The 12,852-nt window shown below is 66.7% G+C and carries 12 protein-coding genes; 3 read left to right on the top strand and 9 right to left on the bottom strand.

Annotated elements, in window-relative coordinates; translation table 11 throughout:
* Positions 1 to 25: 25 nt before the first annotated feature.
* The 3 genes from dinG to aroE all read right to left on the bottom strand — a co-directional run bounded on the left by dinG (position 26) and on the right by aroE (position 3,414).
* The gene (dinG, locus tag ABE493_RS09460) at positions 26 to 2,125 is read right to left on the bottom strand and encodes an ATP-dependent DNA helicase DinG (protein ID WP_346498678.1); all 2,100 of its coding nucleotides are present in this window, start codon (positions 2,123 to 2,125) and stop codon (positions 26 to 28) included.
* Positions 2,126 to 2,199: 74 nt separating this feature from the next.
* The gene (locus ABE493_RS09455; protein WP_346498677.1) at positions 2,200 to 2,556 is read right to left on the bottom strand and encodes a hypothetical protein; all 357 of its coding nucleotides are present in this window, start codon (positions 2,554 to 2,556) and stop codon (positions 2,200 to 2,202) included.
* Positions 2,557 to 2,565: 9 nt separating this feature from the next.
* Entirely contained in the window at positions 2,566 to 3,414 is an 849-nt protein-coding gene (aroE, locus tag ABE493_RS09450) for a shikimate dehydrogenase (RefSeq protein ID WP_346498676.1), read from the bottom strand.
* A 52-nt stretch (positions 3,415 to 3,466) separates the two neighbouring features.
* Here aroE and ABE493_RS09445 point away from each other — a divergent pair, with 52 nt between their 5' ends.
* Positions 3,467 to 4,345, top strand: a complete 879-nt coding sequence (locus tag ABE493_RS09445) for a TolB family protein (RefSeq protein WP_346498675.1) — start codon at positions 3,467 to 3,469, stop codon at positions 4,343 to 4,345.
* 175 nt (positions 4,346 to 4,520) lie between these two features.
* On the opposite strand, the gene ABE493_RS09440 is transcribed toward ABE493_RS09445, so the two are convergent.
* The 4 genes from ABE493_RS09440 to ABE493_RS09425 all read right to left on the bottom strand — a co-directional run bounded on the left by ABE493_RS09440 (position 4,521) and on the right by ABE493_RS09425 (position 7,091).
* Positions 4,521 to 4,796 (bottom strand): SHOCT domain-containing protein, encoded by a 276-nt coding sequence (locus ABE493_RS09440; RefSeq protein ID WP_346498674.1) that lies wholly within the window; start codon positions 4,794 to 4,796, stop codon positions 4,521 to 4,523.
* Between the two features lies 1 nt (position 4,797).
* Positions 4,798 to 5,787 (bottom strand): porphobilinogen synthase, encoded by a 990-nt coding sequence (gene hemB / locus ABE493_RS09435; protein ID WP_346498673.1) that lies wholly within the window; start codon positions 5,785 to 5,787, stop codon positions 4,798 to 4,800.
* A 29-nt stretch (positions 5,788 to 5,816) separates the two neighbouring features.
* Positions 5,817 to 6,731 carry a bestrophin family protein gene (locus tag ABE493_RS09430; protein WP_346498672.1) on the bottom strand — a complete coding sequence of 305 codons (915 nt, stop codon included), beginning with the start codon at positions 6,729 to 6,731 and terminating at the stop codon, positions 5,817 to 5,819.
* 111 nt (positions 6,732 to 6,842) lie between these two features.
* On the bottom strand, positions 6,843 to 7,091 hold the full coding sequence (locus ABE493_RS09425) for a hypothetical protein (RefSeq protein WP_057626941.1): 249 nt from the start codon (positions 7,089 to 7,091) through the stop codon (positions 6,843 to 6,845).
* A gap of 143 nt (positions 7,092 to 7,234) precedes the next feature.
* Here ABE493_RS09425 and ABE493_RS09420 point away from each other — a divergent pair, with 143 nt between their 5' ends.
* Entirely contained in the window at positions 7,235 to 7,666 is a 432-nt protein-coding gene (locus ABE493_RS09420; protein WP_346498671.1) for a hypothetical protein, read from the top strand.
* A 138-nt stretch (positions 7,667 to 7,804) separates the two neighbouring features.
* Here the strand turns inward: ABE493_RS09420 and ABE493_RS09415 are convergent, their stop codons facing one another.
* Together ABE493_RS09415 and ABE493_RS09410 are read right to left on the bottom strand one after the other, a co-directional pair.
* Positions 7,805 to 11,143, bottom strand: coding sequence for an ankyrin repeat domain-containing protein (locus ABE493_RS09415; RefSeq protein ID WP_346498670.1), 3,339 nt, complete (start codon positions 11,141 to 11,143; stop codon positions 7,805 to 7,807).
* Entirely contained in the window at positions 11,136 to 11,411 is a 276-nt protein-coding gene (locus tag ABE493_RS09410; RefSeq protein WP_057626938.1) for a YcgL domain-containing protein, read from the bottom strand. The genes ABE493_RS09415 and ABE493_RS09410 overlap by 8 nt, the downstream gene beginning before the upstream one ends.
* A gap of 241 nt (positions 11,412 to 11,652) precedes the next feature.
* Between ABE493_RS09410 and ABE493_RS09405 the strand changes: the two genes are divergently transcribed.
* Positions 11,653 to 12,852, top strand: a complete 1,200-nt coding sequence (locus ABE493_RS09405; protein ID WP_346498729.1) for a beta-ketoacyl-[acyl-carrier-protein] synthase family protein — start codon at positions 11,653 to 11,655, stop codon at positions 12,850 to 12,852.

Raw genomic sequence — 12,852 nt, 5'->3', positions numbered from 1 at the left:
GTAGCGCCAGCTGGGGGATTTTCACTCAGCCAATAACCCGCTTGAACGGCGGCAACGAATCGATGATGCGCTTGCCATAGCGCCGCGTCAGCAGACGCGAATCCAGAATGATCACCCGCCCGGTATCGGTCGAGGTACGGATCAAACGCCCGGAGAACTGTGTCAACGTCCGCAATGCATGCGGAATCGCAATCAGGTTGAACGAGTTCAAGCCGCGGCTCTCGAACCACTCACTCAAGGTCGAGGTCTGCGGGTCGGTCGGCACCGCGAACGGCACCTGGGTGATCACCACCGTGGTGCAGGCCTCGCCCGGCAGGTCCAGGCCTTCACCAAACGAATTCAAGCCGAACAGCACCGAGCCCTCACCCGCCGAGGTGCGCCGGATGTGCTCGTCGATCATCTTCTGCTTGGCGCCGTCACCCTGCACCAGCACCTTCTTGCGCAGCGTCGCCGGCATCAGCTCGGCTACCTTTTCCATCTTCCAGCGCGAGGTGAACAACACCATGCTGCCCTTGTCCCAGTCCAGTTCGGCGGCCAGGTACTTGGCTACTTCCTTGGGATGACGCTCGCGGTCATCCGGGGTCACCGGGAATTGCGGCACGATCAACTCGGCTTGGTTGGGCAGGTCGAACGGCGAAGCCAGCGACACCATCTCCGCTTCTTCCGGAATGCCGTTGTCGATCGCCAGGGACTGGAAATCACCGCCGCCGGTAAGCGTGGCCGAGGTCATCACCACCGAGTCCACTTCGTCCCACAGCAGCTTGCGCAGCACCATCGCCGCCGACACCGGCGAGCAATGCAGGATGTAATCGCCATCGCGTGACATGGTCACCCAGCGCGCGATCGGCGGCTGGCCTTCCTTGTCCTCGCGGCGCCAACCGGCCCACAGGTTGTACTGCTGCTCGATCATTTCCTGGGCCATGCCCAGGTTGCGTTGCAGGCGCTCGACGGCGGGATCGTCCTGCTTGCCCTTGGCCACCGCCGAAGCGGCTGCCGTTGCCCAGTTGAGCAAGGTGCGGGTTTCGTCGGCCAGCACTTCGATCGGCTGCCGCCAGGATTCAGGCAGGCGACCGTTGGCAGCGCGCCACATCGGCTCGCGGTCATCGGGCTGCGGAATCCACACGTTGCCGATGTCATCGCGGAAGGACTTGAGCAACTTGCTGACGCGCGACGCCACATCGATGGCCTCGTTGGGCAACAGGTTGCCGAGCTTGTCCTTGTCCACCGCACGGTAGGCGCCGGCAATCAGGATCTGCAGGCGGCTGGTGCGTTTTGCCATGTCGTCCAGCGGCAGGTTGGCTGCACCCTGGTCAATGGCGACGTTGCCGATGTGATGGCCTTCGTCCAGCACCAGCAGCATTTCGCCAGGCGCTGCGATCAGCGGCTGGCCGCTGTCGCTGTCACCCAATGACAAGGCCGACAGCAGCAACGCATGGTTGGTGACGATGATCTGTGCATCACGCACTTCAGTGCGCGCGCGCTGCACCGGGCATTGCGACGAATACGCGCAACGGCGCCCGGCGCAGGCAGAGGCCGGCGTGGTGATGCGCATGCGCAGCGTGGGGGTGACGTTTTCCGGAGCGCTGTCCAGATCGCCATTCCAACGCCCTTCGATGAAGGCCTTGGTCAGCTTCTCGGCAACGTCCATTTCAATCGGCGCCAACGGCCGGTCGTAGAGCTGCACGTCGTCGCCGAACATGCCCTCCTGAACGCCTTCGCCCTGCGCTTCGGCGGCATTGCGCGTGCACAGATAGCGGGTTCGTCCCTTGGCCAACGCAACGGTAGCCTGCAGGCCGGTGGACTTGAGGAAATTGGGGATGTCGCGCTCGACCAGCTGCGACTGCAACGCCACGGTGCCGGTGCTGATCACCAGCTTCTTCTTGCTGGCCAGTGCGATCGGCACGCCTGCGGTCAGATAACCCAGGCTCTTGCCGACGCCGGTGGGCGCTTCCACCACGCCGACCCCGCCAGTGCCCAGCGCGCGCGACACCACACCGATCATCTGGCTCTGCGAACGGCGCGTGCTGAAGCCCGGCGTGTTTGCCTGCAGCTTGCTGTAAGCGTCACGGATGCCGGTTTTGATGTCCTCGGTCAGCGCCCGTGGTGCTTCTACTTTTTCCGTCACGCCAACCTGCCCGCAGCTCAATCAAGGCGGGTATTTTCCCATACCCGCCCGCATTCACCGAATGCGTTGGTGGCTCAGGCTTTGCCGGGGGCCTGCGGGCGTCGCAGGGCCTGCACCAGCGCCCAGGCCAGCAGGACGTAGCCCACCGCTTCGAACAGCGACAACCCGAGGTGCCCTATGCTGAACAGCGTATTCATCGAACCCACGCTGCTGTAATTGCCGCTTGCGATAAGCAGCAGGGGCACTGCACTGAGCACGCCGCCAATCATGGCCACCGCCAGCAGCAAGGCCAGCGCCGACAAGGCTACGCTGCGCACCTTGCCGCGCGGGGTATCGATCAACATCACCAACGCCACGCCAAGAGCAATCAGGATCGGCAGGCGGTAGCCGATGGAAACCAGCAAGGTGGTCAACAATTCCGTGGGTTGCATGGGCCGGCCTCAGTCCGCAGTGACCAGCAACGCGTCGCGGCCACGCAGCTCGGCGTAGATCGCATCGGTTTCCGGGCGCATGCCATGCCATTGCTGGAAGCTCTCGGCCGCCTGTTCCACCAGCATGCCCAGGCCATCGAAGCTGTTGCGGCAGCCGGCCGCACGCGCCCAGGCCAGGAACGGAATCGAAGCCTCGCCGTAGTTCAGGTCCACCGCCGTGGTCATGCTGTTGACCAGCGACAGCGGCAGGTTGAAACCGCTGCCGTCGCCACGCGCGGCCGAGGTGGCATTGATGATCAGTTCGAAGTCGCCCTGTTCGCGCAGCGCATCCCAGTACGCGGAAATGACACGGCCGGGTTCACTCATCGCATCGACCAGCGCATCGGCACGCTCAGGCGAACGGTTGACCACGATCAGCTCGAGGATGCCTGCGTCCAGCAAGGCCGGTGCCACACCGCGTGCAGCACCACCGGCACCGAGCAGCAGCACCCGGCGGCCGCGCAGGTCCAGGCCGTGGCGGCCGGTGAGATCACGCACCAGGCCGATGCCGTCGGTGTTGTCACCGTGCCAGCGCTCGCCCTTGCGCAGCAAGGTGTTGACCGCGCCGGCGCGGTGGGCGCGCGAGGTGGTGGTGGCACACAGCGCAAAGGCGGCTTCCTTGTGCGGCAGGGTCACGTTGGCGCCAACGCCGCCGTCGGCGGCAAAGGCTTCCAGCGCCGCAGCGAAATCTTCCGGCGAGGCCTCGATGGCGCGGTAGTCCACTTCGATGCCATGTGCCTTGCCGAACGCGGACTGGATGCGCGGCGACTGCGAATGGGCGATGGGCTGGCCGAAAACTGCGTAGCGTGGTGCGCTCATTGGGATCCTCTGCATGACCTAGACTGGACGGGATTTTGCTGACTGGACCCTTATGCGGACCCGACGTTTGCTGCTCGCGCTGAGCCTGAGTTTACCCTTTACCCCGATCGCCTCGGCGCTTTCCGAATTCGGCATCGAGGGCATGGGCATAGTTTCCACCGGCGCCGATGAAATGCGCGCAACGCTGTCGACTGACGGGCAGCGCATCATCTGGGCCAGCACCCGCCCCGGCGGTGCCGGCGGCTGGGACCTGTGGCAGGCGCAGCTGCAGGACAAGCGCTGGACCGCTCCGCAGCCACTGGCCTTGAACAGCAGCGCCGATGAGCTGGACCCCTTTCTCAGCAGCGACGGGCAGTGGCTGTACTTCGCATCCAACCGCAAGGGCGGGCACGGCGGCCTGGATCTGTTCCGGGCGGCGGTAGCAGCCGATGGCAGCCTGGCGGCGCCGCAGAATCTGGGCCCGGCCATCAATACCCGCCAGGACGAGCGCTCGCCGGCGCTGGCCGACGATGGCCGGCTGCTGTTTGCCAGCAATCGCGGCGGCGGCAGCGGCGGCTGGGATCTGTGGCAGGCGCGGGCTAGTGGTGACGGCTTTGCCGCCGTGACGGGCTTGGCCGGCATCAGCACGCCTGCCGACGAAGTGGATGCAAGCTGGCTGGGCGGCGGACGCGGGGTGATCGTTGCCCGTACCAATGCGCAGGGCGGAACCCAGCTGTGGTTGTCACAGTGCCGGCAAGGTCAGTGGGCCGAGCCGCGCCTGCTGGACCTATCGTTCAACAGTGCCGACAGCGACACGCGTGGCGCGCTTATCGATGCCAACAAGCCGGGCGAGCTGGTGGTCAGCGGCAAGGCGCGGGCGCCAAGGGCAGGCGGCATGGATCTGTACCGGATGAAGGCGCCGGTTGTTGATGGGGATGAGTCCTGCCGTTGAGGCGAGAGCCAACCCCTCCCCGGCCCTCCCCTTCGCTACGCGAAAGGGAGGGAGACAAGCGGCCGCCCCGGCAATATTTGGCAGCCTGCAGCACCAGCCCCCTCCCTTTGGCCGCAGGCCAAGGGGAGGGTTGGGGAGGGGTGCTTCTGCTTAAAGCTTCCAGCTCCAGCAAAAGCTACTTCCCTGCCAACACCGCAGCGCGCATCGCCTCGTACTCGGTCTCGCTGATCTGCCCGCCCTGCCTGCGCAGATCCAGCTCGCGCAGCTTGGCCTGTACATCCGTACCCTGCCCTGCCTCGCGCTGCAGCCGCTCGACGGCAGAGTGCAGCTGCGGCGGACGCTTACCGGCGCGCACGATGGCGGCAATGAACACGCCAATCACCACGGCGAACACCAGCACGCCAATCAGCCACACCGCCCAGTTGTAGCCCTCAAGACCGGGAACATTCATCTCACACCTCCTTCAACCAACGCGCGATCTGCGGTGCGTAATAGGTCAGCACGCCATCGGCACCGGCACGCTTGAAGCCGATCATCGTCTCCAGCACGCACTTGCGCTCGTCCAGCCAGCCGTTGGCCGCAGCCGCCTTCAACATCGCGTACTCGCCACTGACGTGGTACGCAAAGGTCGGCACGCCGAACTCGGTCTTCACCCGGCGCACGATATCCAGGTAAGGCATGCCCGGCTTGACCATCACCATGTCGGCGCCTTCTTCCAGATCCAGCGCGATCTCGCGCATGGCTTCGTCGCTGTTGGCCGGATCCATCTGGTAGGTCTTCTTGTCGGCCTTGCCCAGGTTGCCGGAGCTGCCCACCGCATCGCGGAACGGGCCGTAGAAGGCCGACGCGTACTTGGCCGAATAGGCCATGATGCGCGCGTTGATATGCCGTGCATCGTCCAACGCGGTGCGGATAGCACCGATGCGGCCGTCCATCATGTCCGATGGCGAAATGATGTCCACACCCGCTTCGGCATGCGATACCGATTGCTTGACCAGCGCCTCGACGGTGATGTCGTTGAGCACGTATCCGGTGTCGTCGATGATGCCGTCCTGGCCATGCGTGGTGTACGGGTCAAGCGCCACGTCGGTCATCACGCCAAGCTCGGGGAAACGCTGCTTGAGCGCGCGCACGGCGCGCTGCGCCAGCCCCTCCGGGTTCCAGGCTTCGGCCGCATCCAGCGACTTGCGCGACGGGTCGATCACCGGGAACAGATCGATCACCGGCACGCCCAGTTCCAGCGCCTGCTCGGCCTCGCGCAGCAGCTCGTCGATGGACATGCGGTCCACGCCCGGCATCGAGGCCACCGGCGTGCGGCCATCAAGTTCATGCACGAACACCGGCCAGATCAGATCGTTGCTGGTCAGCGTGTTTTCGCGCATCAGCCGGCGCGAGAATTCATCGTGACGCATGCGGCGCGGGCGGTACTGGGGATGGATCATCGCGGTACTCCTTGATTCTGGAAACAGGGTTATTGCAGCCGGTAACCTTGCGGCTGCAATGGCTCGGGCAGCGGGCTGTGGCCCAGCGCGTCGAGCAGATCGATTTCGATGGTACGCACCATGGCGTCCAGCGGCAGGTCGTTGGGTTCGAGGCCAAACGGCTCTTCCATCTCTTCGCCGAGCTGGTCCAGGCCGAAGAAGGCATAGGCCAGCAGCATCGACACCACCGGCGTGGCCCAGCCCAGCGCGCCGGCCAGGCCGAACGGCAGCAGCACGCAGAACAGCCAGGCACAACGGTGCAGCAGCAAGGTGTAGGCAAACGGCAGCGGCGTGCCGGCAATGCGCTCACAGCCGGCCTGCACGCTGGCCATGCCATGCAGGCGCGCTTCGAACTGGGCGTAGAGATACGGATCCAACCGGCCTTCGCGCAGCGGCACGGCCAGTTCGCTGGCCAGCTGGTTCAACACGCCATCGGCAACATTGCGCCGCGCCAGTACCGCAGTCTGGTCCGGCTGCAGCCATGGCGCGCAGGCAGCAAGCTCGTCGCGGCCACGCAGGCGCGCCGCCAGGGCGCTGGCAAAGCCGATCACCAGCCAGGTACTGCGCTGGCGCAGCTGCGGCTCGGCGGCCAGCAGCGCAGCGGCCTCGCGGGCGAAGCTGCGCGATTCAATCAGCAACTGGCCCCACAGCTTGCGGCCTTCCCACCAGCGGTCGTGGCAGGCGTTGTTGCGGAAACTGAGGAAGATCGACAGCACCAGGCCCAGCAGGGTGAACGGCACCACCGACAGGCCGCTGCCTCCCAAGGGATGCCAGCTGCGGCTGAATGCCGCCACCAGCACCGCCAGCACGCCGATGGCCAGCACCTTGGGGGCGATGGCCGGCACGATGGAGCCGCGCAGGATGTACAGCAACTGCCAACCAGTCGGGCGGGGGCGGATGATCATCGGGGAGCGGAAGCTGCCTGCAACAGGCAAAGGGCGCCGGAGGGCCTCCGGCCAGCCCCGTTATTTTACGCCCCCAGGCGGTACCTCGCCGGCCCCCAGCCCCGCCCCGTATCAGATGATGCCACCGCCTATGCTCAGGCGGATCACGCCCACAACGATGACAATCGCGTTGAGCAGCAGGCCGGTCTTGGCCCGGCCGCGCTTGCTGGCATGGGTGAACAGCAGGCCGATGGCGGCGATGATCGCGCCCACCGCCGCGAACGGGATCAGAACCCAGTTCCCCCAGCCCAATAGCGGAATAAAAGCCAGAATCATCCACAACAGGGCAATAATTCCCCAAATCAGGCTGATCAGCCCCATGTGCTTTCCTCCACCAAATACAGACTGCAAGATAGCCGGGAACAGGTGCGAAGCAAAAGGCCCTCGCCCTGGCCGGAAGTTCTCGACTGATTCAGCCGTTGCCATGGATCATCCGCAATTACCGATCACCGGGGAGTGAAACCATGAAACCTGCACTCGCTATTGCTGCCCTCGCCCTTGGCGCCAGCCTGGCACTGGGCGGCTGCGCCAGCACCTCCAAGGTCATGCTGGGCCAGGCGCGCGCGCCGGTGGACCCGGCCACTGTGCAGATCTATTCCACCCCGCCAGCCGGTTCGGTGGAGATCGCCCAGCTTGAATCCTCCAGCGCGGTCGGCTTTGGCACCCAGGGCCAGACCGATGCCGCCATTGCCCGGCTCAAGCGCGAGGCCGCCGCACTCGGCGCCAACGGCGTGATCCTGATGGGCGTCGGCGCCGGTGGTTCGCCGGTCGGCATGTCGGTGGGCGCGGGCAGTTTTGGCCGGCATACCGCAGGTGGCCTCAGCGTCGGCATCCCCACCCAGCAGAAGCGCGCCGCCGGCGTGGCGATCTGGGTACCGCCGGGCGCAGGCAGGTAAGTCCTGCGCGTGAGCTGATGCAACAAGGGCGCCGATTGGCGCCCTTTTTTCAACTGCATTCGAAGTGCCGCTGCTTGCTGCCATTGCGCGATGCGGGAACTACGCCGCTCGCGGCTGCAACCCGCGCAGGCAATGCGATCAGCTGTGATCGCGCAGGAAGCGCGCCATCGATGACACGCCCGGCACTGCCGGTTCGAATTCGCCAGCGACGTCGATGAAGCCACGCATGATGGCGATGTCGCGCGGGGTGCGGTTGATCGCGTCGCGCATTTCCGGATCGGCACCGGCACGCAGCAGGCGCTGCACCAGTTGCGGCAGCCCGTGCAGAGCAGCCAGATGCAGCGGGCCGAAGCCGCGCGGGTCGCGTACGTCCAGCGACACGTCTTCGTCGAGCAGGCGTTCCACCGCAGCCAGCACCACGCTCTCGTCGCAGGCCGTGCCCGGCTCGGCGCGTGCGCCCAGCAGCAACAGCAGCGGCGTTACCGTGCCGGCCGAGGCCTGGTCCGGTTCGGCGCCGGCAAGCAGCAGGGTATCGAGCAAGGCCAGCAGGCGTGAGCGGTCACGCGAAGTGAAACCATAAAGCGCGGCGCAATGCAGCGGCGCCAGCTGCTGGTCATCACCGGCATGTACATCGGCGCCGGCGGTGAGCAGGCGCGCGACGATATCCGGCAGGCCCAACGCGGCCGCCAGCATCAAGACGGTGACGCCGCCGGGCAGACGGTGTTCGAGTTTGGCGCCGGCATTGAGCAGCGCCGCCACGATCGTGGTCTGGCGCATGCTCACCGCCGCCGACAACGGCGTGGCACCACTGGCCGCGGCATGCTGCGGATCGGCACTGCGCGACAACAGCAGGTCCACCACGGCGGCATGACCGCCGCCGGCTGCACGCAGCAGGCCGGTGCAGCCCTGCGCGTCGACCGCATCGACGGCAAAACCAAGATTGAGCAGGCGACGCACCGCATCGGCATCGCCGGCCATCGCCGCCGCAGCAACATCGGCATCGCGCAGCGCGCGCAGCGGCAGCTGCCAGCCGCGCCAGTCCAGCAGGTCGGCAAGATCACGACGGCCGCTGGACAGCGCAACGCCCAGCGGCGTCTGCCCATCGGCGGCGCGTGCATCGGGCGATGCACCCTGCAGCACCAGCTGCTTGAGTGCGGACTCGCGGGCCAGCGCGGTGGCCAGGTGCAAGGCGGTCATGCCGTGGCTGTCGCGGGCCTCGCGATCAACCCCGTTGAGCAGCAGCGTCTGCTGCAGCTTCAACCAGCCAAGGCGCACGGCCAGCGACAAGGCCGGATCACCCGCCGGCGAGGCGGCAAACGGATCGGCGCCACGCTCCAGCAATTCCAGTGCGAACTGTTCGGTGCTGCGTGCGCCGTGGTCGTGCTGCGCGCAGGCCGCCAGGAAGCGGGTCAGGCCACCGCGACCGGCCGGCGACACGCCCTGCTGCAGCAATACCTGCAGGGTGGGAATCGCATCGACGCCGCGCGACAGCAGGGCAAACATGGGGGTATCACCGCAGGCATCGAGCACTTCCGGCGCGGCGCCCTGGCCCAGCAGCCATTCCACCACGCGCGGCTGCAGCGCCAACTCAGGATCGTGCAGCAGGCCGCCCAGTTCATCGGCCGCACACAGCTTGGCCAACGGCGCCATGCCATCGACGTTGCCGAATACCAGCGCCTCGCGCAGCAAGGCCAGCGGCGCGCGATCATTGAGCACCGGCACGGCATCGCCTTCCGCACCATCGGCAGTGCTGGCCGCATCGCTGACTGCAACCGGCAACGGATAGCTCGGGTCGAGCAGCGAGACGATGCTCCAACGGCCCGCTGCGGCGGCATGCTCGATGGCGCGACGGCCATCGCTGCCTACCCCATCGGTGGCAATGCCCAGGTCCAGCAGGCGGCGGATAAGCGCGGCCGATACATGTTCGGCGCGGCTGGCCAGCAACACCGCATTGCTGCCTTCGCCATCAACGGCATGCACGTCGGGCTTGTGCGCCAACAGGCGCTCCAGCACCGCGGCGTGGCCTTGCGAGGCGGCGTCCAGCCACGGCGTGCGGCCGGCGGCATCGCGCGGTTCCACATTGGCACCGGCGTTGAGCAGGGTTTCGACGATATCCACGTGGCCGGCCAACGCAGCCTCGTGCAGCGCGCTGCGGCGCTGACGGTCACGCGCATCCAGCCGCGCCTTGTGCTTGAGCAGCAGCTGCACACCGGCCGGGTCATCGTCATCGGTGGCCGCGGCCTGTACCAGCACCGGCACGCCATCGGCCGGCTCGACCTTGGCGCCGCGCTCCAGCAGGAATTTGCCCAGCCGCCAGTTGCCAGCCTGGCAGGCCACCGCTAGGGGGCTGTGGCCGTCGTTGTTGAGCGCATCGATGTGGGCAGCGGCATCGCGCAGCAAGGCAGCGACGCCCGGATCGGAACTGCGTGCGGCGTGATGCAGCGGCGTATTGCCATCGGCATCGGGGGTGCGCGGATCGGCACCGTTGGCCAGCAGGGTCATCACCGCTTCGGGGCGACCGTGCCAGCTGTCGCGGGTTGCCGCCAGCAACGGGGTCATGCCGCGATGGGCCTGGTTGACGTCGACGCCACGGCTGATCAGCGCACGCAGCAGGCGCAGGTCCGGCAATACCGCCGCCAGCACCGCCAGGCTGCGCTGGTCGCGCGAGTCAGCCGGGGCCGGCGCATGCGGATCCGCACCGGCGTCCAGCAGTTGCAGGGCACGATCAATGCGGCCGCCGCGGGCGGCGTCATATAGCTGCGGCACCAGCTCGTGCTGGGCGATGGGTTCCAGCGGTGCCGGCTCGGCCAGCGCCTCGGCAAACGGATCAAACGCCGGCTGCTGCACGCTGCTGTTCTTGCCTGCCCCAGCCACCGGCGCGCTGCGCATGGACTGCAGCAGCTGATGCAGCAGCGGGGCGATCAAGGCGGTGGCAATGGCCAGCGGCCAGCGCAGGCCAGCGCTGACCAGGCCCGGCCAGGCCGGTGCAACGATGGCCGCGCACAGCAGCAGCACCAGGGCGGCTGCGCCCAGCCCATGCCAGGAATCCAGGCTGCGGCCACTCAATGCCTGCCACTGCGTCCGCAGCGAGCTGTCTTCACGCTCCATCGCGTGCCACAGCGGCCAGGTGCGCCACAGCGCGAGCAGCGCCACGCTGACCGCGATGCTCAATGCCAGCACCGCCGCCAGGCTGCCGCTGTCATGCAGCGCTGCCAGCGGCCAGGACACCAATACCGCCACCACCGCCGCACCGCCGGCCCACAGCCCCAACAGGCCGGGAAGCTCGCGTTTGAACACTGCCAGCGACGGGGTCACGGTGCGGCTGCGCCGCCACCACGACACCGCCAGTGCGAACGCGGGCTGGGCCAGCACGCCGCACACAGCCGCGACCACGCCACCGAACGCCGTGGCCAGGGTCAACAACACCCCCAAGCCCAGCGCGGCGGCAACTACGCGGCTACGTAATGCTTCAGTCATCGCGACCGTCGATGCGGGCGATCTTCACCGGTGCCAATGGCAACGGCGGCGCCTGCAGGTGGAAACCGCGCTCGGCCAGATTGGCGCGCACCAGCGCGACATCAGCCTGGGCCAGGCGACGTTCGGGGGTCAGGGCCACCTCCAATACGAAGGTATACGGCGCCAAAGTGTTACCCAGCGAAGCCGGGATCACATCGAAATCATCACGCTTGGCGAGGTACACGTAGGTGTCCTGCTTGCGTTGGCTTTTATAGACGTAAGCTTGCATGCCAGCGGGCTTGGCCCTGCATCGGGAATCGGAGATTGTGTCGGAAATCCGGCGCTGTTGAAAGGCGGAGCGTCAACGAGCAAATGAATTCGCAAGGCTCTTATACATTCATTTACATCAAGATTTTGTCGAGACGCGGCTGTACGGGCCGCCCGCCGGATGGCCTGGCCGCGCCCTGCCGATATACTCGCGCCCCGTCGAACCCATGGAAGATCACGTGACGTCTGCCTCACCGCCGCTTCTGGCGCCGCTGAACATCCTTGCCTACACCGCCACCACGGCGTTGGGGGCGGGCTTGGATGCGCAACGGCAAGCCCTGCGTGAAAAGCGCAGCGGGCTGCGCCCGAATGATTTCGGCGATGCGCCGCTGACCTGCTGGATTGGCCGGGTGGACGCACTGGAAGATCAGGCGCTGCCGCCGGATCTTGCAGAATTTTCCTGCAGAAACAACATCCTGGCATGGCACGCCTTGCAGCAGGACGGCGTGCTGGCCGCGCTGCAGCAAGTCCGCCTGCGCCATGGTGCAGGCCGCGTGGCGGTGGTCATGGGCACCTCCACGTCCAGTATTGGTGCCACTGAACAGGCCTACAGCCAGCTGGAAACGGCAGCTGATGGCAGCCAGCATTTTCCGCAGGCACTGAACCGCCCCCGCATTCATACTCCGCATTCGCTGGGCGATTTCGTGCAGGCCGCAACCGGCCTGGGCGGCCCCTGCGTGACCGTCGCCACCGCCTGCTCATCCAGCGCCAAGGTCTTTGCCCAGGCCGCGCGCCTGATCAATGCCGGCCTGGCGGACGCGGCCCTGGTCGGCGGTGTGGACACCTTGTGCGGCAGCGTGCTGTTCGGTTTCAACGCCTTGCAGCTGGTGGCGCCAACACCGTGCCAGCCCTTCGACGCGCGCCGGGTTGGCCTGTCGCTGGGTGAAGCCGGCGGTTATGCGGTACTGGAACGCGCCGACGCCGGCCCGCCCACCCCGCTGCAGCTGTCCGGCTATGGCGAATCCAGCGACGCCCACCATATGTCGGCCCCGCACCCGCAAGGGCTGGGTGCACGCCTGGCCATGCAGGCCGCGCTGCAGCGCGCCGGCATCGATGCCGACGCGGTGGGTTACCTGAACCTGCACGGCACCTCGACGCCGGCCAACGACAGCATCGAAGCGGCGGCAGTGGCGGCACTGTTCCCGGCCACCCTGCATGCAAGCTCGACCAAAGGCTGGACCGGCCACACGCTGGGCGCGGCTGGCATCGTCGAGTCGGTGTTCGCCCTGCTGGCACTGGATGACGGTCTGTTGCCGGGCACGCTCAACAGCGAGATTGCCGATGCCGCCTGCGGCCCGCAGATCCGCTTTGAAAACGCCCAGGCGCAGATCAACTACGCAATGAACAATTCCTTCGGCTTCGGCGGCAACAACTGCTCGCTGGTGTTCGGCAGGGCAGGATGA

Source organism: Stenotrophomonas terrae (genome assembly GCF_039674165.1).
Taxonomy (GTDB): domain Bacteria; phylum Pseudomonadota; class Gammaproteobacteria; order Xanthomonadales; family Xanthomonadaceae; genus Stenotrophomonas; species Stenotrophomonas terrae_A.
The sequence above is the reverse complement of the archived record's forward strand: the minus strand, read 5'-3'. Positions and strand labels throughout refer to the sequence as shown.